Below are 23,220 nucleotides of genomic sequence, written 5' to 3' on the forward strand. Positions count from 1 at the left end.
CTCCCCCTATCCATCCAGTGTACAAAGCTGTTGCTGAGTCATACCTAAGATTCTTCCGCCGATTCTTTTTTTCGTGAGAAAATAGCCTGGGCTTCTTGAATCTCACCTCGTATTTGAGACATTTCTTCATCGAGCTGAGTAGCCGCTTCAGAAGCACGCTGAAGTCGCTTTTTGATATTCTCAGGAAATTTCCCGCTGTACTTATAATTTAAAGAATGCTCAATTGTAGCCCAAAAATTCATAGCCAGTGTACGAATTTGAATTTCCACTAAAATTTTCTTTTCACCTTTAATTGTCTGAACAGGATAACATACGACCACATGATATGAACGATAGCCGCTTTCTTTTTTATGAAGAATATAATCTCTTTCTTCAATCAATTCAAAGTCTGTGCGCTGACGAAGGAGCTCTACGACCGCTTTAATATCGTCCGTAAATTGACACATCATGCGGAGTCCCGCAATGTCCTGCATCTCTTCCTCTAAGCGATCGAGAGAAATTCCTTTTCGAGTCGCTTTATCCAAAATACTGGCGATAGGCTTTACTCGTCCCGTCACGAATTCAATAGGTGAATGCGTAGACTTCATATCATACTGTGAACGAATTCCTTTTAATTTCACCTTAAGTTCTTCAACGGCTTGTTTATACGGTGCTAAAAATAAATCCCAATGCCTGATCATTAATAACACCCCCCTTTTTTCTCTCTGTTACTTATTTTCTTTATCTAAAAAAACTTCCTCTACTCTTGCTACCATCTCGTCTCCATAATTCACGTTTCCTTCGATGTTACTGATGAGATAAGACAGCTCTTCTTTAACGGCTGATAGCTCAATTACTTCCTTATTAATTTCTAAAAATACTTTCATATCTTTATGTAAGACGTGCTTTAAATTCGCCCAAATATTATCACTAAGGCCAACATACATAAATTGATCATTAATATCTACAACATATACAAATGACATGTTATCTGAGTCAACAAGCATTTGTTTTGTATCTTCCAATTGTTCAATTTCCGTCTCAATAGGGTCTGCTTTTAAATGTAATTCATTTGATTTCATCACACAGGTAGTGATGTCAATTCGATTGTGCATAAATAAACTCCTTCCAACTATACAATTCGTTACTATTTTAACACATTCCAGGAACGTTTAATAAAGGTAAAACCTAAACAATCCGTATTTCTTCATTTTCCAAGTTCCCCATATGGATATTCCTGTTAGGAAATGTAGTTTTACTGTCTCAAAAAGTGTGATAAATTAAGATGGAAAGTGCCTTACCAAAAGACCTAAATTAAAAGGATGATTTCATTGAAACAAGAAATTGAAATTGAATTTAAAAATATAGTAACGAAAGAAGAGTTTGATCGTCTCCGCTCACACTTTCAATTAACTGAAGATCAGTTTATTTCTCAAGAAAACCACTATTTTGATACACCTGCTTTCTCATTGAAAGACTGCGGAGCTGCCCTGCGAATTCGAAGCAAAAAAAATAAATCCGTTCTCACGCTAAAACAGCCTCATCAAGAGGGCCTTTTAGAAACACATGAAGCATTAACAAATGAACAAGCTAAAGAATTGCTAGATGGCAGCGCCAAGATTCCGTCAACAATTCAACGGCTTATTACTGATTTACAAGTCGATAGCCATGCGCTAACTTATTTTGGCACTTTGCGTACAAGTCGAGCAGAAATTCCATATAAGAACGGGTTACTTGTACTCGATCATAGCTTTTATCTAGGTGCTGAGGACTATGAACTCGAATACGAAGTAACCGATGCCAATGAAGGGGCAAAATATTTTGAGCAATTGCTTACGGAGCTTGATATTAAAAAGAAACCAACGGAAAACAAAATTCGACGGTTTTACAAGCGAAAGTATACGTTGATGGATGGAGAGTAAATTCATGAGCATGAATATTAACCATTACATGTCTTCCGTTCAATTTCCTGGAACTCAGCCATTTTCAGTTAACAACCAGCTGCCAACAGCTAACGTGATGCTTGGTACAACTTTACTCTCTGTATTTGCTCAGCTTTTTCAAGACTACGTCAATCAAGAGCCTCAAATGAGTACCAACCTTTACTTGCAGGCAGCGCAGATGTTTCCAGCTACAGCGGTTCAAACGCAATCCCAGCCATCTGTTTCTTCTTCAGATAAGGCAGCCGCTTCAACTGCTGCCTTACCTGCACAAAAAAACGAAACGGCAAAGGCCAGTTCTCATGATGTACAAACGATAATTAATGAAGCAGCTGCACGCTACCAGCTGGATCCTAAACTTATTCGTTCTGTTATTAAACAAGAGTCAAATTTTAATCCCTCTGCCAAAAGTTCTGTCGGAGCGGCTGGGCTTATGCAGCTAATGCCAGCAACCGCTAAAGCTCTTGGTGTAGAAGATCCGTATGACTCCAAGCAAAATGTATTTGGAGGAGCCAAATATCTTCGACAAATGTTAGATAAATACGACGGAAACGTGAAATTAGCGTTGGCAGCCTACAATGCTGGACCAGGTAATGTCGATAAATACGGGGGAGTACCTCCTTTTCAAGAAACGCAAAAATATGTAAATAAAATTATGTCTTCTTATCTCGTGTAAAAGAGTCCAATCATTCGCGACTCGACCATGGAATGACTGTAGTTTGTCGAGGTTACACTATATAAATAGAAGGAAACGTTTGTGAAAGGATTCCTTTGTTTCTCATACTAAGTGATTCGCCACAGCATCATAGACTTTTCTTATGTAAAATTCCACTTTATCTCTTTTCCAGTAGAAGAAGTAAGCGGATAGTTTGAGTTAACGAAATGACACTGCTAAAATTAAGGAAAGTAAAAAACACCAAAGAGTTAAGACGTATATTTCTTATAACAAAGGAGTTATCAACATGAGAGAAAAAATCCACTCCCCTTACGAATTATTAGGCGGTGAACATACGATTTCAAAACTTGTTGATGCTTTTTATACACGCGTTGGACAACATCCTGAGCTCGCGCCAATTTTTCCTGATGATTTAACAGAAACAGCACGAAAGCAAAAGCAATTTCTGACACAATATTTAGGAGGGCCTTCGCTATACACTGAAGAGCATGGTCATCCTATGCTGAGAGCTAGGCATCTTCCTTTTGAAATTACACCGTCAAGAGCCAAAGCCTGGCTGACGTGTATGCATGAAGCAATGGACGAAATTAATTTAGAAGGCCCTGAGAGAGATGAACTTTATCATCGTCTTATTTTAACTGCCCAACACATGATTAATTCACCGGAACAGACAGATGAGAAAGGATTTTCACATTGAGTAATCTAAACAGCCAATACCCATCCTTGCATCAGCTTTGTCAAGGTTCAAATAAAAAACCGCTTGAAATCTATGTATTTGTTGACCCTCTTTGTCCAGAGTGCTGGGCACTCGAGCCTATTCTAAAGAAGTTACAAATAGAATATGGTCAGCTGTTATCCCTCAAGCATGTGCTTGGCGGAAACTTGCAGCAATTAAATATTGGAGCACAGCAGAGATTTGAACATATTGCAAAATCGTGGGAGAAAACTGGAAGCCGCTCCGGCATGTCATGTGACGGCAACCTGTGGCTTGAAAACCCCATCGATACTCCTTACGCTGCATCAATTGCAATTAAAGCGGCCGGGCTGCAAGGAAAGAAACAGGGCATTCGCTTTTTGAGAAGACTTCAAGAAGTAGTATTTTTAGAAAAACAAAATGTTACAGAAGAATCTGTCTTAATACAATGTGCAAAACATGTGGGGCTAGATGTTAATGAATTTGTAAAAGATTTGCATTCAGATTACGCTGCGAAGGCTTTTCAATGTGATTTAAAAATCACATCGGAAATGGATGTCGATGAGATTCCAACTCTTGTGTTCTTTAACGAAAAAGTTGAAGAAGAAGGCATTAAGATATCAGGATACTATTCGTACGAAACATATGTACACATCATTAAAGAGATGTTAGAAATTGACCCAGATCCAGCTTGTCTTCCGCCTCTTCGTTCATTTTTAAGCTATTTTCAATTTGTTGCTTCAAAAGAAGTTGCAGTTGTGTATGGTTTATCATTAGAAGAGGCTGAAAAAGAATTGAAAAAACTTCAGCTTCAGCAAGTTGTTGAAAGAGTTCCTGTCAAATATGGAACCTTTTGGAGAAGTACTGAAAAGAGCTGTTAATTATTAAATGTTGATGCTTATCCTAAGCATCAACTACACAAAAAAGACTTGGCTTTCGCCAAGTCTTTTCGTTTGTCTTAAGACAACAAGGGGATGGGAGAAATTTTTCACGGTCAAACAAAGGGGTATATGTTTGTTTTGTGATAAACTTCACGATTAATACTATAGCAAATTATGTCGACTTTTGGCAACCCCTTTTTTCAATTTTATTCACTTTTTTATAAAAAAACTTCATAAACAGCCAGATTCACTCATATAGTACAACCAATTATGCTTTTAATAGAGGTGTTAACTATGAAAATTGCTGGAATTACTCTAGGGGTTGTGATTCTTTTGTTTTCTTTTTTATTCTATATTTTATCTCTTATGCAGCTTGTTCCTCTCATTATCGCAGGCCCTCTCTTATTTTTAGCTATTCTTATTATTTTTACATTGCTTAACAATCACAACAAATTTCGGGGATTTAAAAAATGAAGCAGGATACAGCTCCTGCTTCATTTTAATTTTATTGATTTAATAAACGTTCCATTTCCGTTAACTTCTCTTCAAATACGGCTAGCGCTTCTTCGATAGGCTGAGATGTTGTCATGTCCACTCCTGCTTTTTTCAACACTTCAATTGGATAATCAGAGCTTCCTGACTTTAAGAAACCTACATAGCGCTCAACAGCTGCATCTCCTTCTTCAAGGATTTGCTTGCTTAATGCCGCTGCTGCACTGAATCCTGTAGCATATTGATAAACGTAGTAATTGTAGTAGAAATGCGGAATACGAGCCCATTCTAACCCAATCTCTTCGTCAATTACTAAGTTGTCTCCAAAATATTTTTTATTTAAGTCATAATATAATTTTGTTAATAATTCAGGTGTAAGCGGCTCTCCGTTTTGAGCACGCACGTGCACATCGTGCTCAAATTCAGCAAACATCGTTTGACGGAATACCGTACCGCGGAACCCTTCTAAATAATGGTTAAGCAAGTACAAACGCTGCTTTTCATCATCAATCGTTTTTAGTAAATAATCGTTTAGAAGCGCTTCATTACACGTGGAAGCTACTTCTGCCACAAAGATTGAATAATCTCCGTAAGGATATGGCTGCGTTTTTCTTGTGTAATAACTGTGTACAGAATGGCCAAATTCATGGGCTAGTGTAAACAAGTTATTTACATTATCCTGCCAGTTCATTAAGATATAAGGGTTGGTGCCGTACGTTCCTGAAGAATAAGCACCGCTTCGCTTGCCTTTGTTCTCATGAACATCTACCCAACGATTTTCAAATCCTTCTTTTAACACATTAAGGTAGTCTTCACCTAGTGGTTTCAGACCTTTTAAAATATAATCTTTTGCTTCTTCATACGTTACTTCCATTTTTACGTCTTTTACTAAAGGCGTATAGAGATCATACATATGAAGCTCTTCAATTCCCAATACTTTCTTACGTAAATCAATATATCGATGCAATAAATGCAAATTATCGTTCACTGTTTTAACTAAGTTATCGTATACTTCTTCTGGGATATTATTTGTGCTAAGAGCTGAGTGACGAGCTGAATTATAGTGACGAACGCGGGCGCTAAAATTATCTTTCTTCACCGTGCCGCTTAATGTACTTGCAAACGTATTTTTAAATTTACCGTACGTTTCGTACACCGCTTTAAACGCTTCTTCTCGTACGCGGCGATCGCTGCTTTCTAAAAAACGAATATAGCGTCCGTGCGTAATTTCTACTTCTTCTCCATTTTCGTCTTTAATAGAAGGAAATTCTAAATCCGCGTTGTTTAACATTCCAAACGTGTTGCTTGAAGATCCTAATACTTCAGAAGCCTGAGCGAGAAGCGCTTCTTCGCTTTCTGATAAAATGTGAGGACGCTCGCGAGTAATTTCATCTAATGCATGAGCATATAACTTTAGCTCTTTATGTTCCGCCATGTATTGTTTAATTTTTGATTCTTCAATAGACAAAATTTCTGGTGTTACATAAGATAGTGCACTTGCAATTTGAGTATAAAGTGTTTTGATGCGATCATTTAACCCTTGATAAAAAGAATTAGTGGTATCTTGATCGTAGCGCATATGAGCATATGTATAAAGTTTACTAACGCGCATTGTGAGCTCGTCTTGCTCTTGAAGAGCGTCGTATAAAGTTTGAGCAGACTCTCCAAGTTTCCCTTTGAATTTTTCCATTTTTGGAATAAGAGCTTTTACTTCTTCAAATTCTTTTTCCCATGCGTCATCTGAAGCAAAAATATCCTCTAGTTTCCACGTATCTTCTACTTTTATCTCACTTCTACTTGGTAACTTTTTTACTTTTGATTGTTCACTCATGGTCATCCCTCCATCTTTTTCTACCTGTCTATAACTGTTCGCTTTTTCTAAGACGAATCCTTTTTATTTCTTTCGTTATTGTATGTTGTTTTAAAAGAATTAATCAAAAGTCAGTACGCTTTTGAAAAAAGGATTCTTTCTTAAGCGTACTGATTTTCAGTGGTTATGTCACTTCTTTTGCTTGATTTAACCACTTTTTCATCATCTGTCCATCTTCTAAAAAAGCATCGGATGTTTGCTTTGGAATCGTATAAGGCCTTCTGATTTTGTATAACCCAGAAGTTATAGACGTTAGTATCCCTAACCGGCATAATACCTCTATATACTCAAACAAGGGCTGTTCCACAACAACAGGGGCCATCGGCAAAGACCGAAACACAATATGCCTCTGATGAATTCTGTAGAGCCATAGCCTGCATAACTCTTTTTCTGTAACTAAATCCCCTACCTGCTTCTGCTGCATTAAATCAAGAAGCAGCCACGTTTGCCATATAGTAGCAGACGTTTCAATCATATATAAAGAAGGCAGCGGCATGCCCGCTTCTGCTGGAATATGAGAAGGAGGAATATTGTTTTCATAAAGAGCGTGTAAAAAAGGCTGAAGCTTCTGATTAGGATAGAGAATATAATGCGTTCTCCATGCCTTCTTTTTCTTTACCCATGAAGAGAAAAATTGAGGCTGTGTATGTCTAGAAAAAAGATCAGGAAAGGTATGCTCGTGAGGAGAGAGCACGACAAGCTGTGCATAACAAATTTGAGATGAAAAAGGCATAAGATGTTCAAGTTTCAACAGCTGATTAGTAGAAGGTGAAAAATAAAGAAGTGTGGGCGTATAATCGGAAAGAGTGAGAAACTGCCACTCTTGAAAAGAAAGTTGATACATATAAGTGGATAAGCGTTTCATTCTTTTTGCCCCCATAATCCAAAGAGGCATATAATTTCCTTTCTCATAATGAATAGAACGTTTGGTTAGCACTGAGGAAGATAAGGACGCACATTGAAATTCGATTGCATATTTTTGCGAAGGGGTATCTATAAGAAGATCTGGACGCTGCATAATGTCAGGAAGGTAACTTTCTAACTCGACTTCAAGATGAGAACTAAACCAGTGAAACAGCTTTCGCTTTCCGTCAAGATGATAATCTGTTTCACCTTCATGCTGAGCGACGCACGTTTTTTTCAGGTGAGCAAAATGAGGGATTTTTTTTGTACCTACCTTTAACTGTACAGGGGATTGACAAGAGGGACAGTAGAACTGCTTTTCTTTTTTCCACAGCTTAAGCTGTTCAAGCGAAAAGCGCTGAGCTAGTGAAATGAGGCCTTCTTCTGTTCGGGCAACTAACAATCGTACATTTCTCCTTCCTATAGTAGCGAGCTATATCCTTGTATTCGACACCTTTCTACTAAACCCTTTTCTTTCAGAAAAAAACCACATTGCAGCATACGCAATGTGGTTTACAGCGATTATAATAGCGGTGAAAGCAAACGAGCTGTTGATTCAAACAGCCGCTGTATAAATGGCCGCTTTTCAAAGTCTTTAAAGTGAAGCTCACTCGTTTCTTCTAAATCTTGCATATATTCATATACGAGCTTTTGGGTACTAGCTGTGCGATATAAAAAAGCATTTACTTCAAAATTCAGATGAAAGCTTCTCATATCCATGTTAGCTGTTCCAATAGAGGCAATTTCTCTATCAACAATCACAATCTTGCTGTGCATAAATCCTTTTTTATACTCGTAAATTTTCACACCTGCTTCTAGCAGCTCAGGAAAATAAGAGCGTGATGCATGAAAAACAATTTTTTTATCGGGCTTCTGAGGTACAAGAAGCCTTACATCTATACCGCTTAAAGCAGCTACTTTGAGAGAAGTAAAAATATCTTCATCAGGTATGAAGTAAGGAGAAGCAATCCAAATGGACTCTTTCGCAGACGTAATCATCGAAAAAAATAAGTGTTTAATAATTTCCCACTCACGGTCTGGTCCGCCGGCAATCATTTGAACACCGCCGCACTTTTCCATATCAATGTCAATTAAATCCGGCGATAGATACGTTTGAGTAAGCATCGTCTGTCCTGTCATATAATACCAGTCTTGCAAGAAAATAAGCTGTAATGAACGGACTGCCTCACCCTTCACCATCAAATGAGTATCTCTCCAAAAGCCAAAATGCCGACTTTTTCCGAGATATTCATCACCAATGTTCAAACCTCCTACAAATCCAATTGTTCCATCAATGACTACAATTTTACGATGATTACGGAAGTTGATTTTATTATTGAGAAATGGAAGTCTCACCGGCAAAAACGGAATCATTTCTACGCCCGCATTTCTTAACTCATGAATATAATGCGGTGAAAGCTGAAAACTGCCCACGGCATCATACAAGAAACGTACATAAACTCCTTCTTGTACTTTCTGAATTAAAATATCTTTAATTTGTTCTCCTAAGTGATCATGTCGTACGATGTAATACTCTAAATGGATATGATGCCTTGCATGCTTTAAAGATTCCATAATTTCGTGAAATGTCTCTTTTCCATTCGTCAATGCGCGCGTATCTGAAGAAAAAGAAATGGGACTCTTGCCAAGCCTCACGGCTAGCTTCAGCATTTGCTTCCTACTGGTGCCCAACTGTTCAAAGTGATTTTCTAATATACCAGAATCTCTTTCCATCTTTAAAAGCACCTGTTCATCCAGCTTTGCTTTTTTAGCAAATAAACGCCGTTTTCGCGTATTGCGTCCAAATAACAAATAAAAAAAGAACCCTATTACTGGAAAACCGCCTAATACTACGAGCCACGTTAGCGTTTGAGTTGGATGACGGTTTTCTAATGAAATAACAAGACCGATGAAAACAACACTAATCGTAATTAAGATACTTAGCACGCCAATAAATTTACCGTCCCAATACCCTTTTGTAAAATAAAGCAAGGCAATAATACCAACAACAAAAATTAAAAGCTGTAATCTATTTTTCAACTTGTTTTCACCTATCCTAAAACCAATCTTTCATCATTCATAACAGGTCTCTATACTGTTATTATCCTCAAACTTGGTATTTTAACACTACACTTTCCCGTGTAGGAACCAGCCGCCTGCTTTTTCTACCTATACTGTTCGATATGAGCGGAGAGCTTTTCCAAAAAAGAGGACAAAACAAAGACCGATTTCATATACATGAAATCGGCTGCTATTATCGTAAAGGAAAATACTGTTTTACTTGTTCAAGTGCATTTTCACTGATTAATTCTTTTCCATATTCCATTAAACGATGAACTGTTACATTTGATTCATTTGCATATTCTAAAATGATACTTAAAATGTTATCAATTTCAGCTACAAAGTCTTCATCATCTGTAAACTCAACGTATAAATAATATTTCCCTTCAAACACGTACATGCTGTTGATGATATCATCTAACTCTAAATGGTGACTTAAGGAAATTAAATGTTCTAAGTCTTGAAAGCGTGCGACGAACTGTAGCCCTTCGTCTTCTATAATTTCTTCTTCAAAATCAGCTTTTTTATTTTGATTCGCTTGATGATCAAGCAACGCTTCAATTTTTCCATCTACAGGGATATCGATTTTATCATTTTCACCAACAGGTACTTCGAACTTTTGACCGTCTTTTGAAACTTGTGCTCTTGTTACGATAACCTCTAGCCCCTTCTCAAGCGCATGTACTTGAATCCAAAGAGGACCTTCTGCTACAAACTCTTCTTCTTGATGAATTTCGTCCATCATCTCCCAGAATAGCTCTTCACTGCGCTCACGGCTAAACCAAATTTCATTGCGATCAAATCCACGTTCTTCAATATCTACGTAAGTGACAAAGAATTTTACTGTGTTTTCATTAATGCGTTCGATTTCCATTATCATCTCTCCCTTCGGAAAAATCAGTGAAGGTAATCCGGCCATTTCGAACATTACCCCTAAACGATGAAGGGACTATTTTACCCCCGTGTTAAAGCAATATTACATGTACTTTCTCACTTTGTAAAGCATTCTAACTTGGGATATACAAGCATACACTATTTGAGTGAACCTTGTATATCTATTTTATGACAAAATGCGAAAGAAAGGAAATAAAAAATACTCTGACAACTCATAGCCGCCTTACACCTTACTTTGTTATATACATAATCTCTTTACCCTATGAACGCTTTTTGTTAAAAATGAACACAGATAAAGCAATATGAGCTACTTATCCTTACATATTGGGAGGGAAGACTATTGGATTTAGAATTAATAACCTCCATTCTTCTTATTATCGGTATCGATATTGTATTAGGTGGAGACAACGCTATTGTTATTGCCTTAGCAAGCCGCAATTTACCTGAACATCAACGAAATAAAGCTATTTTTTTAGGGACTGGCTTAGCTGTGATCGTTCGCATTGTACTTACTATTTTAGCTGTTTATTTACTAACTATTCCTTACTTGCAGCTCATCGGCGGTTTTTTATTAGTGATCATTGCCTTTAAGCTTCTTGTATCAGAAGGTGACGATGCATCTTCAATTCGTGCAGGTGTGACGTTAGGCGCCGCTGTGAGAACAATTGTATTTGCTGATATTGTAATGGGACTAGATAATGTAATAGCTGTGGCAGGCGCAGCTCATGGAAATATTATCTTGGTTGTCACGGGACTACTCGTATCCGTCCCTATTATTGTTTGGGGAAGCAAGCTCATTTTGTATTTGATGGAACGGTTTCCCCTGCTTGTTTACGGCGGAGCAGCTATTTTAGCTTATACTGCTGGAAATATGATTGGACATGAAAAGAACTTACATTCATTCTTTGCAGACCATACATCTCTAGGAACATTTATTCCGTTTATAACAATTGCTGTTGTGCTGATAAGCGGCATGGCTGTTAATAGCTTTCGTTCAACTAAATGATAAAGAAAAGGCCATACTAAACATTTTTATTTAGTATGGCCTTTTCTTTAGTTTAATGAGCACAGCAGTCTTTTATTCATAAAACACTTTGTACACTTAAAAAATAATCTCTGTGAGTAAAAAAAGAATAGATGGTACGAGTAAGCAACCAAGACCTGTATAAAATGTAGCTGTCATGGCTCCGTAAGGTACAAGTTTTACATCTGTCGCCGCTAAACCAGCTGCTACACCGCTCGTCGTCCCCATAACTCCTCCATAGATCATTGCTGTACGAGGATTGTTTAATTTGATTTTCTTAGCAAATATCGGTGTCAAAATCATAACTGAAATGGATTTAATTAATCCTACAGCTATACTTAACGCGATAATATCAGAAGAGGCTCCAATCGCAGTTCCAGAAACCGGTCCCACAATATAGGTCACAGCTCCTCCTCCGATTGTAGTCAAAGCAACGGGATCTCTATACCCAAAACAAAGAGCAATAATTACACCTAGTACAAAAGAATAGAAAACCCCAAAAAACAAAGCCGTAATCCCGCTGATTCCCGTTTTTTTGACTTCGCTAAAATTGGCGCCGAACGCAGTAGCAATAATGGCAAAATCTCGCAGCATCCCCCCGCCCATTAAACCAATTCCTGAAAATAACTGTATATCAGAAATCCCTTTTTCTCCTCCTGTATTCACTCCACCGATATAAGCAAGAATTAATCCAAACATAATAGCAATAGCAGATCCGTGAACTCTTCCTTTTGTTAATTTATCTGATAAAAAATAAGCAATATACATGACAATCCCAATAATAGCAAATGCCGTAATCAGTCCGTTATTTTCTAATCCTTCTTTAATCATATTCATCATTTTATCTGCTCCTTAGGTAAAATAGAAAGCTCTATTTCTTGTTCCTTCACCTTCGCTTTCTCTCCTATTCTGCTGATAAATGGTATGGATAAAAAGCCTACTACGACTACTACCACCCCTGCAAGAATCGCCATGCCTCCTCCATCAAGAGCAGCTACAACATTTTGCTGTGCAGACATCGCTACCACGATAGGAATATAAATTCCTCCCCAAAAAGCAATGCCTTCTTCAGATTTTACTTGGAGCTTATTTTGCTTCTTTAAATAATCCACCGCTAGTACAAGAAGAAGCATGGATACCCCTACTCCCCCAACGTTGGCTTCTACTCCCATCAGCCCTCCTAATGCGTCCCCTACAATTACTCCTATTAACATGCAAATAGACAGCAGCGCTACACCGAAGATTATCATATTACTTCCTCCCCAACCCATTATTGAAAGCGTTTACTTTATGGTTTAAAAATAGTGTAAAGGAAAAAAGTTGAATAACCTATGCATTTTTAGTTATATACTTATATCAAAAATGACATAATGCAGTTTTTCTCTACTGTTCATTTTAGATTTATTCGAAAAAGAAATAAAAATCATGACATTTAGTCATGATTCTTATATGTATTCATGAGGCATATCGGAGGGTAAATGTTTAAAATAATCAATCACAAACTGCCTGAAGATTTGTTGTAAATCCGTCACGTAGCCTCCATTGTTCCAAGCTAAAAAGATTGTACGTTCAAATGTTTCTTCTTCAATTTTTAGCAGTTTTACATCTTTTCCTGTAGAACCTCCCCACGTCACTTCAGGAATAAAACCTATTCCTTGCTTCGCTCTAATCAAACCTCTCACTGTTGCTGGATCATCGCTTTCAAACGTAATTTGAGGTACAAAATTCTGTTCCTTACAAATCGCATCCGTTATTTTTCTTAGCTCTTTCCCTTTCTTTAGCACAATGAATTTTTCATTTTTAAGTTCATTTAACTTTACACGTGATTGCTTGGCTAAATGATGATCAAGAGGGACTGCAAGCAAAATCGATTCACGAAGTAAAGGAGTATGTTCGATATGACGGGTTGTTAATGGAAAAGCTGAAATACATAAATCAAAATCAGGCTGTGAATAGCTATTAGTCAAATGCTGCATTAGCCGAAAACGCACCTGAGGATATTGCTCACGAAACCTGCTTAATAGCTCTGGAAGTAAATGTGAACTAGCTAACACAACAAGACGAATTTCTTCACATGGATCGTTCGACATATCCTTTAGCTCATGCTTTGCGTCTTCTAATGTTTTTAAAGCACGTTCTACTTTGGAACAGAACGCTTTACCGTACCGATTTAATTTAATGTATTTACCGTTTCGATCAAACAAACGAATGCCTAGCTCTTTTTCCAACTGTGAAATCGTTTTGCTGAGCGCAGGCTGAGATACGTATAGCTCTTCAGCCGCTTTGCTGATATGTTCTAGTCTAGCAACTACTTGGAAATATTTTAGCTGTAAAAGCTCCAATCCGTTCACCACCACTTTTATATGTTTAATTACTCTCTTTCTTTATTAATTACATATATACTTCATTTTCCCTGCTATTTCGACAAAAAATAAGCAGCAGAGGCCATTTGGCTCCCTGCTGCTTATTTTTTATATACCAACTTCAAGCAAACGTTACTTGGTTGGTTTCGTATTTAAATCTTAAACAGACAAATATAAAAATTAACCATTCACAAGTCTTTGAGCTTCGCGAAGTTGGAAAGTACGCACTTTACGTGGTAAGAAACGACGGATCTCGTCTTCATTATAACCAACTTGTAGACGTTTTTCATCAATGATAATCGGACGGCGCAATAAGCCAGGATTTTGCTGAATTAATTCATACAAATCTTGTAAAGGCATAGCGTCTACCTGAACGTCTAGTTTTTGGAAAGTTTTCGAACGTGTTGAAATGATTTCATCTGTTCCATCTTCTGTCATACGTAAAATTTCTTTAATCTCATCGATTGATAACGGCTCTGAAAAGATATTACGCTCTGTATATCCAATATCATTTTCCTCTAACCAAGCTTTCGCTTTACGACAAGATGTACAACTTGGTGATGTATATAATGTAACCATTTACTCCTTCACTCCTTCTATCATAATCGGTCATAACATTCAAAACATGAACTGTAAATCATGTTGTTTTATACAAACTTCAACGAGTGTAAATATTTAATGACTGATAATGAAAATCGATACTACTTTATAATTACTTTTAAAAAATAATATCTATTTGCATTATACTATAAACTTCATCGGAATGATATACTTTTTAAAGTGAACTAGTACATTAGTTCGTTCCTTCACTGTCATTATTTTCATTACCGATTTTCTTCATTATTTATTTACCACACTACTATTACGAATAAACCTGTAGATTAGTTTCATTTTTTTTATTATTTTTTTCTTTCACAAATTCCTCGAACTTTTCAGTCACTAAAAAAGCTTTGCAGAAGAAATGACGTTTCTGCAAAGCTTTTGAGATAATCTCTTATTTATTTAATAGCTGATGTGCTTTTTCCTCGTCTCATTAAGATAGGATACAGTAAAAGCCCGATTACAAATAAGCCAATACCTAGGAAAAATGTTTTTAAATCAGCTGTCCCTGTCTTAATCACCCATAGCGAATAAATAAGTGCTAACGAAGCAATAATTCCGTCTTTTACTCGCGATCCTTTAATCGTGTCGTACGTCTCACCCGTCACAATAAGCTTTAATTGATAAACTGTCGTCACGAAATAAGGAACTAAATAGGCAAGAGTAGCTACAACGATAGCGAAATTATAGGCTTGCGAAACTGTGCCTGAAATAGTCGCAAACAAAAACAACTGTGTTAAGCCATTTGTTAATGTTAGTGAGCGGGCTGGACTATTGTTCTGATTCGTTTTAGCAAACCACTGTGGAAACAACCCTGATTTTGCTGCTTGATAAGGAACTTCTGCACTAACAACAATCCATCCAACAGTAGAACCTAATAAAGATATAAGTGCTAAAATGGCCATTACGTAAGCACCTTTATGTCCAATAACCATTTCTAACGTATCTACCAAAGGCTTTTGAGACTGCTGAAGCTGAGCTGTCGAAAGAATCCCCATAGCTAGAAGCGTAATCCCCACATAGATAACCATTGAGATTAATAATCCAAGCAGCGTTGCTTTCTTTACTACTTTTTGTGATTTTGCACGATTAGATAACAGTACAGCTGATTCAATTCCGATAAATGCCCACAGCGTAGCAATGGCTGCTCCATTGACCTGACTTCCTAATCCTACATTTATACCCTTTGAATTAACAAATTCTGTACTGACGAGGTTGGATGCGCTAAATAGCGATAGCGCCACAACAATAAATAAACCGAATCCAATAATTTTAGCTGCCGTTGTGATAAAGTTAATATTACCGGCGCTATTGATATCTCGCTGCAAAATAGCTTGAATTCCCCATAATACAACAGAACATACTAAAAACGTAATAAATTTCCCAGCTTCTAATTGAAAATCTCCGACTGAAAATAAAATATCCTTACTCTCCATTACTGGAAAGAACGTTGTTAAATATCCCGCAAACGATATGATGACAGATGCTGTTGCAGCCCAGTTTGCTGCCCAATAACCCCAAGCCATGCTATACCCAGCTACTTTACCTGCTTTAGGCGATGAAAAAAGGTTCGCTGCATAACTTTGAGGTCCTCCTTTTAATTCAGGCTTTCTCATAACTAAGTTCCCGAACACAAGAGCAATCATGAACACGCCAAGACCTGTTGCAATCCAAGCAAGTGTTGAACCAATTGGACTTGATACGTTTGCTAAATTAGAAGGAAGCATAAATACTCCGCCGCCTACCATATTACCAACTACAAAGGCTGTTAAAAACCAAAGTCCCCATTTTTTGTCTTTCATTTGCTGTGTCTCCTTTTGCCTTCTAAAAGCTTAAACTTTTGACATAGAAAGCTCGATGCTAATCTATTAAAACATAGAAATTATTTATTTCTTCATTTGTTTAACAATATAATATATTAGCACACTAAAGCAAAAAGTGAAATAATAAATCCTTCATTTTCTTTTGGAAAAAAATGCGGCTGAGACATAACTCCATTCATCTATAGATGAACAGACGGGATATATGAGCTCGTGTGGATTGCGCTTGTGACACCGCTGTTCATTTCCATGCAAGACTTCGCTTTCCGCGGGCGGCCGGTGAGCCTGTCTCGTTTTTCCCGCAGAAGTCTTCGCCTTGTCCTCCAATCAACAGCTAGAAGCCCCTACATACAGTAAACCTACGTTCACCCTACAAATAAAAAAATCCGAACGCGTTAGATTCTTAATCAAGAATTCAACGCGTTCGGATTTCCCTTCAACAAAAATAGGTTTGTCTCAGCCTTATTTTTTATCTTTTATGAAAACCTTTTGAATAGTAAATAATAACCAACAAAATAAACCATATTGGACCTACAATAAGGGCTATTCTTGTATCAGAGGAGAAACCCATCACCACTACTACCCCCGCTAAGAAAGCAAGAGCGAGATACGACGTATACGGGAAAAACGGAAGCTTATATTTTAAATCACTTACCTGCTGATCGCTTAATCCTCTGCGGAAGCGAATTTGAGAAAGTAAAATAATGCCCCATGTCCAAATCGCTCCAATAGTAGCGATACTTGTCACCCACGTGAACACCTTATCAGGAACAACATAGTTTAAGCCAACTCCGAGTAGCAGTACAACAGCTGAAGCAATAACTGCTGCACCAGGCACGCCGCCTTTTGTTAAATTGGCATAGCGTTTTGGTGCTTCCCCGTGCTGAGCTAAATTAAATAACATACGGCCTGTACTAAAAATCCCACTGTTACAAGAAGATAAAGCCGCTGTTAACACTACAAAGTTTATAATCCCTGCTGCAGCGGGAATTCCAGCTTTATCAAATGTTAAAACAAATGGGCTTCCTTGTGTTCCGATCTCTGGCCAAGGATAAATAGACATAATAACAAACAAAGCTCCGATGTAAAAAATCAAAATTCTCCACAGTACATTATCAATTGCTTTTGTTAACGTCTTTTCCGGATTTTTCACCTCTCCTGCTGTTACCCCAATCATTTCAATACCGAGGTAAGCAAACATAACCATTTGAAGTGATAGAAGAACACCTTTCATACCATTCGGGAAAAAGCCACCGTGATTCCATAAATTACTGATTCCTGTTGCAATGCCGCCATTTCCAATTCCAAAGATAATCATGCCTAGACCAAGCACAATCATAAGGATAATCGTTACTACTTTAATAAGAGAAAACCAAAACTCTAGTTCACCATATGCTTTTACAGCTAAAAAGTTAACGCCTGTCATGATAACGAGCGCTGCAAGTGCCCATATCCACTGGGGCACACCCGGGAACCAAAAATCCATATATACTCCAACGGCTGTAATTTCAGCCATACATGTAATAATCCACATAAACCAGTAGTTCCAGCCTGTTAAATAACCAGCTAGTGGTCCCAAATAATCGTTAGCATACTTACTAAAAGAACCGGCTACTGGATTTTGTACTGCCATTTCACCTAACGCTCTCATAATAAAAAACATAATAAGACCACTGATTCCATACATGATAAGAATACCAGGACCTGCTAACCGAATAGCGGATGCAGAACCTAAAAACAGTCCAACTCCGATAGCTGCGCCTAAAGACATTAAGCTAATATGTCTTTCCTCAAGTCCACGGCTTAATTCTTTTTCTTGCGTGTTCCCTTGCATAATTCTCTCTCCTAACATGTCCATTTCATTTAATAGCGGCTAATTAACTTATTTTTCAAACAAATAATTCTAGACAGTGTATGTACTAAAAATCTGATATTGCAAGTTCCACACCTGCATTTTTACCGCTATCACATCTATAAAATACAATATTAAAAAAACTTCACTTTGTTCATTTTATCAAAAATCACAAAAAATGCGATAGTTTTTTGTGTTTTTCACAAATAAACTTACAATAAAAATATAATAAAAACCATTTTTCACATTATATGTTTTTATTCCGCTATAATTTTCTAACTATTAAGAATAATAAATCTATTATTTTTCCTTATTTTCAATTATAGATGCTTATTTTTCCCTAAAAAGGGTAAAGATAAGATAACTGTTTAAACACTATTATGAACATCATCATGAAAAGATCAGTAGGAGGGTGCTATGAATTGGTATGAAAAACTAAGTCAATATTTTCCCATTGAAGAAATGAAATCAAAGAAGCATATCGAAACGCTTTTACAAGAACGCAGCGATATTTATCATAAAAATGAAGGACCTCATCACGTATTAATGTACGTAGAAACAGACCAATTTATCTTTATTGATTACCTCTTTGTTTCAAAAGACGCTAGAGGTCAAGGGCTTGGCGGTAAATTAATTAATGAGTTAAAACAACATAACAAACCAATTATCCTAGAAGTAGAGCCTATAGACTATAAAGATTCAGACTCAGCAAAAAGACTGCATTTTTATAAACGTGCAGACTTTAAGCATGCTCAAACAATCGGCTATAACCGCCGCTCATTAGCTACAAATGAAGTTAATCAGATGGAAATTCTATACTGGTCTCCTACCTCTGAAACAGAGGAAAGCATTTTAAATAAAATGAAAAAAACGTACGAGTTAATTCATACGTACAAAGACAAAGAAATATATGGTGCGTCTTATCAGCCGGCAGATCAAGTATTAAAAATTGACAAAAATCGTAAAGACGGCGATATCTTAGCAGATTTATAAAAAGAAGGTAGGCATACGTCTACCTTCTTTTATATTTATGAATTATTATTCAACACAAAACATTATTAATCACTTATATTCCTTTAGTTATAAGGTTTTAACATAGATATTTTGTCTTAAATATAAAATTCTGAAAATTTTTAATAGTATTTTCTAATCCTGTATTGTATAATACCTTTAAAGCGCTAATGTCACTTGTTCTTACATGTTTTTTCCAATTTAAAGTTTAGCGTTCTTTGATAACTAAATAAAAAACGACCTCGTTGTGAGATCGTTTTTGTTAGGTTGTATATGCGGCAAACTCTGCTTGAGAACAAGACACGTAGTGACCTGGAGATACTTCTCTAAGCTCCGGTTCTTCACCGTTATAATCATGGATACTTGGATCATAAATTTTGCGCTGACGCGTTTTTTCACTGTCAGGATCGGGAAGCGGAATAGCTGAAAGCAACGCTTTTGTATATGGATGAACAGGGTTTCGATAAAGTTCATCACTTGGTGCAAGCTCTACAATCTTACCTCTGTACATAACGCCGATGCGGTCACTAATGTATTTTACCATTGACAAATCATGGGCGATAAATAAATAGGTTAGTCCACGTTCACGCTGTAACTTCTTCATTAAGTTAACAACTTGAGCTTGTATAGATACATCCAAAGCTGAGATTGGTTCATCTGCGATGATAAAATCAGGTTCTACTGCCAGTGCTCTTGCGATACCGATACGCTGACGCTGGCCGCCACTAAACTCATGTGGATAGCGATTTGCATGTTCTTTGTTGAGCCCCACTGTTTCAAGAAGCTCGTGAACCTTTGCCATACGCTCTTTTTTCGTCTTAGCTAAACCGTGAATGTCAATGCCTTCTGCTATGATATCTGCTACGGTCATACGAGGGTTAAGTGACGCATATGGATCTTGGAAAATCATTTGCATTTTACGATTGAATTTTTTAAGCTCCGAGCGAGATTTGCGACCATGTACATTTTCGCCATTAAATAGCACCTCACCGCTAGTAGCGTCATATAAACGAATAATCGTTCTGCCTGTCGTTGACTTTCCGCAACCAGATTCACCTACAAGACCTAACGTCTCTCCGCGGAAGATGTCAAACGTCAGACCATCAACCGCTTTAATTGTTCCTTTACTTGTGAAAAAATGTTGCTTTAAGCCTTTAATCTCTAATAATTTATCTGTCATGTTATTCACCATCCTTCGCTACGAGTACAGGTGTACTGTATACATTATCAACTTTACGCATGCGGCGCTGAACTGAAGCAGGCGGCTCTACTTTTGGTGCATCGGGATGTAAGAGCCATGTTTTTGCATAGTGCGTATCCGATATTTTGAACATTGGAGGTTCTTGCTCAAAATCAATTTTCATTGCGTACGGATTTCGCGCTGCAAATGCATCTCCCTTTGGAGGATTCGTTAAATCTGGCGGCGTTCCAGGAATAGCAGCCAGCTCTTCTTCCGCCTCGTTATCTAAGCTTGGCATAGAAGCTAGCAGTCCCCACGTATACGGATGTTTTGGGTCGTAAAACACTTCATCCACTGTGCCCGTTTCAACAATTTGACCAGCGTACATAACGGCTACTCGATCTGCTACATTTGCTACTACACCAAGATCATGGGTGATAAAGATAATAGATGTATCCGTTTTTTTCTGAATGTCTTTCATCAGCTCTAAAATTTGAGCTTGAATTGTTACATCAAGCGCCGTTGTTGGTTCATCAGCAATCAGTAATTTCGGATTAGAAGCAAGAGCCATCGCAATGACAACACGCTGTCTCATCCCTCCGCTGAATTCATGCGGATATTGATTCACACGCTGTTCTGGAAAAGGAATGCCTACAAGCGTTAATAACTCGACTGCACGTTTTTTCGCTTCCGCTTTAGATACTTTGGAATGCTTGATTACGACTTCACCAATTTGAGCTCCAACCTTCATTGTTGGATTTAAAGAAGTCATCGGATCTTGGAAAATCATACCAATATCCTTACCGCGAATAGCTTCCATTTCTTTATCCGTTTTCTTTGCTAAATCAATGCCGTCAAACAGCATTTCACCGCTTTTAATTCGGCCAGGAGGCATCGGGATAAGGCGCATGATTGTTTGTGAAGTTACACTTTTACCAGATCCTGACTCACCAACAATTGCTAGCGTTTCACCTTTATTTAAGTGGAAGTTAACGCCGCGAACAGCTTGAACTTCTCCGCCATATGTTTTAAATGATACAGCTAAATTTTTTACTTCTAATAAACGTGACATATGAGTTCACTTCCTTACTTACGTAGTTTTGGATCTAACGCATCTCGTAATCCATCACCAATTACGTTGAACGCTAAGATTGTTAAACAGATAAACAAACCTGGGAAAAATAAGCGCCAAGGATAGTATTCCAAAGCAGGTAAGCCTTCTGAAGCCATTGTTCCCCAGCTTGCAAGCGGTGCCGGAACGCCTAGTCCCAAGTAGCTTAAAAATGCTTCTGTAAAGATTGCTGAAGGAATCGTTAGTGTCATTGTTACTAAAATTGGACCTGTTGCATTCGGAATAAGATGTTTAAATAAAATACGCTTTGTTGTTGCTCCTAATGTTTGTGAAGCCATTACGTACTCTTGATTTTTCAACTGCAATACTTGTCCACGTACAATACGGGCCATGTTAATCCAGCCGGTAATGGTCATCGCCAAGATCATCGTACCTAACCCTTGGCCAAGCATAACCATTAAAATAATAACCAGTAAAAGGTAAGGAACACCATATAAGATATCCGCAACACGCATCATTGTTTCATCCGTACGGCCGCCGCGGTATCCAGAGATGCTTCCCCAAACTACGCCGATGAATAAATCAATTAAAGCTGCTGCTAACCCGATAAATAATGAAATACGAGCGCCTTCCCACGTACGAGCAAAAACATCACGCCCTAATTCATCTGTACCGAACCAGTGCTCAGAAGATGGAGCCTGATTAGCATTCAGCAAATCATTGGTTGCATAATCATATTTCACCATCAATGGACCAAATATAGCCATAAAAACAAGGAGAACCATTAGTACTACACCAAACATAGCAAGCTTATTTTTGCGAAAACGAATAAAAACATCTTGCCAGAATGAAAGACTCGGTTTTTCAATCTTTTCTGCCTGAGCGTGGTCAATCCCTGCTGTTTCAAACATTTCTTTAGGAATTTTCGGAAGTTGCTGCATAGTTACTCTCCTTTCTTAGCACCTGTAAGTTTAATTCGAGGGTCAATGAAGCCGTATGCAATATCTACAAGCAAGATACAAAAAAGTAGTAAAATACTGTAGAACACCGTTACGCCCATAATCGTTGTATAATCTCGGTTTGAGATACTGAGTACAAAGTGTGAACCTAATCCCGGGATACCAAATATTTTTTCAATAACAAAGCTACCCGTTAAAATCCCTGCTACTAAAGGTCCCATATAGGATACGACTGGAAGCATCGCATTTCGCATGGCGTGCTTAACTGTAATAACGCCTCTGCTTAAACCTTTTGCTTTCGCTGTACGAATATAATCATTGCTTAATACTTCAAGCATACTCGACCGAGTTAATCGTGCGATAAACGCCATAGGGGTTGAAGCAAGCGCGAGAGCTGGTAACACCGTGTGTGCCCAAGATTCCCAGCGTGCAACCGGAAAAATTTGTAGTTTCATAGCCAGAACGTATTGTAATACCGCTGCCATGATAAAACTTGGAACTGAGATTCCTAGAACTGCAATAACCATCGCCGTGTAATCTTGCCACTTATTATGTTTTAAAGCAGCAATAACACCTAGTACTACGCCAATAGCAATCGCTATTAAAATAGCTTCCATCCCTAGCATGAATGAAACAGGGAATCCGCCGTTAATCAAATCATTTACCGTTTGGCCTTTATATTTGAAAGATGGACCAAAATCCCACTTTAAAATTGATGTTAAGTAATCAAAGTACTGATGGTACCAAGGCTGATCTAAACCGTAATACTGATTTAGATTTTTTTGAATTTCAGGGGGAAGCTGCTTTTCTGATGTGAATGGACCTCCTGGAACAGCACGCATTAAGAAAAAGGTCGCTGTTACGATCAGCCATAATGATAGAAACATATAAATAAGTCGTTTTCCTATATATTTGAACACCCTGACACACCTCCATATTTTTACAAAAT

General features: G+C 37.6%; 22 protein-coding genes. 6 read left to right on the forward strand and 16 right to left on the reverse strand.

Annotated features, from left to right (window positions below; all coding sequences use genetic code 11):
* Positions 1 to 44 precede the first annotated feature (44 nt).
* Both SCI76_RS10375 and SCI76_RS10380 read right to left on the reverse strand, forming a co-directional pair.
* On the reverse strand, positions 45 to 680 hold the full coding sequence (locus SCI76_RS10375; RefSeq protein WP_014461566.1) for a GTP pyrophosphokinase family protein: 636 nt from the start codon (positions 678 to 680) through the stop codon (positions 45 to 47).
* A gap of 27 nt (positions 681 to 707) precedes the next feature.
* Complete coding sequence (locus SCI76_RS10380) at positions 708 to 1,094, reverse strand: hypothetical protein (protein WP_014461567.1); 387 nt, start codon at positions 1,092 to 1,094, stop codon at positions 708 to 710.
* Between the two features lie 216 nt (positions 1,095 to 1,310).
* Between SCI76_RS10380 and SCI76_RS10385 the strand changes: the two genes are divergently transcribed.
* The 4 genes from SCI76_RS10385 to SCI76_RS10400 all read left to right on the forward strand — a co-directional run bounded on the left by SCI76_RS10385 (position 1,311) and on the right by SCI76_RS10400 (position 4,170).
* Positions 1,311 to 1,901 carry a CYTH domain-containing protein gene (locus SCI76_RS10385; RefSeq protein ID WP_168760350.1) on the forward strand — a complete coding sequence of 197 codons (591 nt, stop codon included), beginning with the start codon at positions 1,311 to 1,313 and terminating at the stop codon, positions 1,899 to 1,901.
* A 4-nt stretch (positions 1,902 to 1,905) separates the two neighbouring features.
* Positions 1,906 to 2,595: a lytic transglycosylase domain-containing protein gene (locus tag SCI76_RS10390; RefSeq protein ID WP_168760349.1), complete on the forward strand. Its 690-nt coding sequence runs from the start codon at positions 1,906 to 1,908 to the stop codon at positions 2,593 to 2,595.
* A 286-nt stretch (positions 2,596 to 2,881) separates the two neighbouring features.
* On the forward strand, positions 2,882 to 3,292 hold the full coding sequence (locus SCI76_RS10395; RefSeq protein ID WP_013055433.1) for a globin-like protein: 411 nt from the start codon (positions 2,882 to 2,884) through the stop codon (positions 3,290 to 3,292).
* Positions 3,293 to 3,318: 26 nt separating this feature from the next.
* The gene (locus tag SCI76_RS10400) at positions 3,319 to 4,170 is read left to right on the forward strand and encodes a ClpXP adapter SpxH family protein (RefSeq protein ID WP_028412354.1); all 852 of its coding nucleotides are present in this window, start codon (positions 3,319 to 3,321) and stop codon (positions 4,168 to 4,170) included.
* Between the two features lie 505 nt (positions 4,171 to 4,675).
* On the opposite strand, the gene pepF is transcribed toward SCI76_RS10400, so the two are convergent.
* From pepF to mecA, 4 genes are all read right to left on the reverse strand, one after another.
* Complete coding sequence (pepF, locus tag SCI76_RS10405; RefSeq protein ID WP_034267646.1) at positions 4,676 to 6,493, reverse strand: oligoendopeptidase F; 1,818 nt, start codon at positions 6,491 to 6,493, stop codon at positions 4,676 to 4,678.
* A 163-nt stretch (positions 6,494 to 6,656) separates the two neighbouring features.
* Entirely contained in the window at positions 6,657 to 7,838 is a 1,182-nt protein-coding gene (locus SCI76_RS10410) for a competence protein CoiA (RefSeq protein WP_048021989.1), read from the reverse strand.
* Positions 7,839 to 7,957: 119 nt separating this feature from the next.
* Complete coding sequence (gene cls, locus SCI76_RS10415) at positions 7,958 to 9,475, reverse strand: cardiolipin synthase (protein WP_025749882.1); 1,518 nt, start codon at positions 9,473 to 9,475, stop codon at positions 7,958 to 7,960.
* Between the two features lie 214 nt (positions 9,476 to 9,689).
* On the reverse strand, positions 9,690 to 10,370 hold the full coding sequence (gene mecA, locus SCI76_RS10420) for an adaptor protein MecA (protein WP_013055427.1): 681 nt from the start codon (positions 10,368 to 10,370) through the stop codon (positions 9,690 to 9,692).
* Between the two features lie 360 nt (positions 10,371 to 10,730).
* On the opposite strand from mecA, the gene SCI76_RS10425 reads away from it, so the two are divergent.
* On the forward strand, positions 10,731 to 11,396 hold the full coding sequence (locus SCI76_RS10425) for a TerC family protein (protein WP_028412357.1): 666 nt from the start codon (positions 10,731 to 10,733) through the stop codon (positions 11,394 to 11,396).
* A 96-nt stretch (positions 11,397 to 11,492) separates the two neighbouring features.
* On the opposite strand, the gene madM is transcribed toward SCI76_RS10425, so the two are convergent.
* From madM to SCI76_RS10455, 6 genes are all read right to left on the reverse strand, one after another.
* On the reverse strand, positions 11,493 to 12,254 hold the full coding sequence (gene madM / locus SCI76_RS10430) for a malonate transporter subunit MadM (protein ID WP_033578049.1): 762 nt from the start codon (positions 12,252 to 12,254) through the stop codon (positions 11,493 to 11,495).
* On the reverse strand, positions 12,251 to 12,664 hold the full coding sequence (gene madL / locus SCI76_RS10435; RefSeq protein WP_048021987.1) for a malonate transporter subunit MadL: 414 nt from the start codon (positions 12,662 to 12,664) through the stop codon (positions 12,251 to 12,253). Before madL ends, madM begins: the two co-directional genes overlap by 4 nt.
* A 195-nt stretch (positions 12,665 to 12,859) precedes the next feature.
* Positions 12,860 to 13,756, reverse strand: coding sequence for a LysR family transcriptional regulator (locus SCI76_RS10440; RefSeq protein WP_048021985.1), 897 nt, complete (start codon positions 13,754 to 13,756; stop codon positions 12,860 to 12,862).
* A 201-nt stretch (positions 13,757 to 13,957) separates the two neighbouring features.
* Positions 13,958 to 14,356, reverse strand: a complete 399-nt coding sequence (spxA, locus tag SCI76_RS10445) for a transcriptional regulator SpxA (RefSeq protein WP_013055422.1) — start codon at positions 14,354 to 14,356, stop codon at positions 13,958 to 13,960.
* A 419-nt stretch (positions 14,357 to 14,775) separates the two neighbouring features.
* The gene (locus tag SCI76_RS10450; RefSeq protein ID WP_047751651.1) at positions 14,776 to 16,179 is read right to left on the reverse strand and encodes an amino acid permease; all 1,404 of its coding nucleotides are present in this window, start codon (positions 16,177 to 16,179) and stop codon (positions 14,776 to 14,778) included.
* Positions 16,180 to 16,666: 487 nt separating this feature from the next.
* The gene (locus SCI76_RS10455; RefSeq protein WP_028412362.1) at positions 16,667 to 18,031 is read right to left on the reverse strand and encodes an amino acid permease; all 1,365 of its coding nucleotides are present in this window, start codon (positions 18,029 to 18,031) and stop codon (positions 16,667 to 16,669) included.
* A gap of 435 nt (positions 18,032 to 18,466) precedes the next feature.
* Here SCI76_RS10455 and SCI76_RS10460 point away from each other — a divergent pair, with 435 nt between their 5' ends.
* Positions 18,467 to 19,042, forward strand: a complete 576-nt coding sequence (locus SCI76_RS10460; RefSeq protein ID WP_048021980.1) for an N-acetyltransferase — start codon at positions 18,467 to 18,469, stop codon at positions 19,040 to 19,042.
* A 280-nt stretch (positions 19,043 to 19,322) separates the two neighbouring features.
* On the opposite strand, the gene SCI76_RS10465 is transcribed toward SCI76_RS10460, so the two are convergent.
* The 4 genes from SCI76_RS10465 to SCI76_RS10480 are packed head-to-tail and all read right to left on the reverse strand — an operon-like array spanning position 19,323 to position 23,191.
* Complete coding sequence (locus tag SCI76_RS10465) at positions 19,323 to 20,240, reverse strand: ABC transporter ATP-binding protein (protein WP_048021978.1); 918 nt, start codon at positions 20,238 to 20,240, stop codon at positions 19,323 to 19,325.
* Position 20,241: 1 nt separating this feature from the next.
* Positions 20,242 to 21,312, reverse strand: coding sequence for an ABC transporter ATP-binding protein (locus SCI76_RS10470; RefSeq protein ID WP_028407470.1), 1,071 nt, complete (start codon positions 21,310 to 21,312; stop codon positions 20,242 to 20,244).
* A gap of 14 nt (positions 21,313 to 21,326) precedes the next feature.
* Positions 21,327 to 22,253: an ABC transporter permease gene (locus SCI76_RS10475; protein WP_014461585.1), complete on the reverse strand. Its 927-nt coding sequence runs from the start codon at positions 22,251 to 22,253 to the stop codon at positions 21,327 to 21,329.
* A 2-nt stretch (positions 22,254 to 22,255) separates the two neighbouring features.
* Positions 22,256 to 23,191: an ABC transporter permease gene (locus tag SCI76_RS10480; protein WP_013055415.1), complete on the reverse strand. Its 936-nt coding sequence runs from the start codon at positions 23,189 to 23,191 to the stop codon at positions 22,256 to 22,258.
* Between the last annotated feature and the right edge of the window lie 29 nt (positions 23,192 to 23,220).

It is taken from the genome of Priestia sp. HNGD-A6 (genome assembly GCF_045784335.1).
GTDB lineage: Bacteria > Bacillota > Bacilli > Bacillales > Bacillaceae_H > Priestia > Priestia zanthoxyli.

What these genes read in the sequence shown, in the direction of transcription:
- SCI76_RS10375 (WP_014461566.1), bottom strand. Translation starts at nt 680, where the DNA reads ATGATCAGGCATTGGGATTTATTTTTAGCACCGTATAAACAAGCCGTT.
- SCI76_RS10380 (WP_014461567.1), bottom strand. Translation starts at nt 1,094, where the DNA reads ATGCACAATCGAATTGACATCACTACCTGTGTGATGAAATCAAATGAA.
- SCI76_RS10390 (WP_168760349.1), top strand. Translation starts at nt 1,906, where the DNA reads ATGAGCATGAATATTAACCATTACATGTCTTCCGTTCAATTTCCTGGA.
- SCI76_RS10395 (WP_013055433.1), top strand. Translation starts at nt 2,882, where the DNA reads ATGAGAGAAAAAATCCACTCCCCTTACGAATTATTAGGCGGTGAACAT.
- pepF (WP_034267646.1), bottom strand. Translation starts at nt 6,493, where the DNA reads ATGAGTGAACAATCAAAAGTAAAAAAGTTACCAAGTAGAAGTGAGATA.
- mecA (WP_013055427.1), bottom strand. Translation starts at nt 10,370, where the DNA reads ATGGAAATCGAACGCATTAATGAAAACACAGTAAAATTCTTTGTCACT.
- madM (WP_033578049.1), bottom strand. Translation starts at nt 12,254, where the DNA reads ATGATGAATATGATTAAAGAAGGATTAGAAAATAACGGACTGATTACG.
- madL (WP_048021987.1), bottom strand. Translation starts at nt 12,664, where the DNA reads ATGATAATCTTCGGTGTAGCGCTGCTGTCTATTTGCATGTTAATAGGA.
- spxA (WP_013055422.1), bottom strand. Translation starts at nt 14,356, where the DNA reads ATGGTTACATTATATACATCACCAAGTTGTACATCTTGTCGTAAAGCG.
- SCI76_RS10450 (WP_047751651.1), bottom strand. Translation starts at nt 16,179, where the DNA reads ATGAAAGACAAAAAATGGGGACTTTGGTTTTTAACAGCCTTTGTAGTT.
- SCI76_RS10455 (WP_028412362.1), bottom strand. Translation starts at nt 18,031, where the DNA reads ATGCAAGGGAACACGCAAGAAAAAGAATTAAGCCGTGGACTTGAGGAA.
- SCI76_RS10460 (WP_048021980.1), top strand. Translation starts at nt 18,467, where the DNA reads ATGAATTGGTATGAAAAACTAAGTCAATATTTTCCCATTGAAGAAATG.
- SCI76_RS10465 (WP_048021978.1), bottom strand. Translation starts at nt 20,240, where the DNA reads ATGACAGATAAATTATTAGAGATTAAAGGCTTAAAGCAACATTTTTTC.
- SCI76_RS10470 (WP_028407470.1), bottom strand. Translation starts at nt 21,312, where the DNA reads ATGTCACGTTTATTAGAAGTAAAAAATTTAGCTGTATCATTTAAAACA.
- SCI76_RS10475 (WP_014461585.1), bottom strand. Translation starts at nt 22,253, where the DNA reads ATGCAGCAACTTCCGAAAATTCCTAAAGAAATGTTTGAAACAGCAGGG.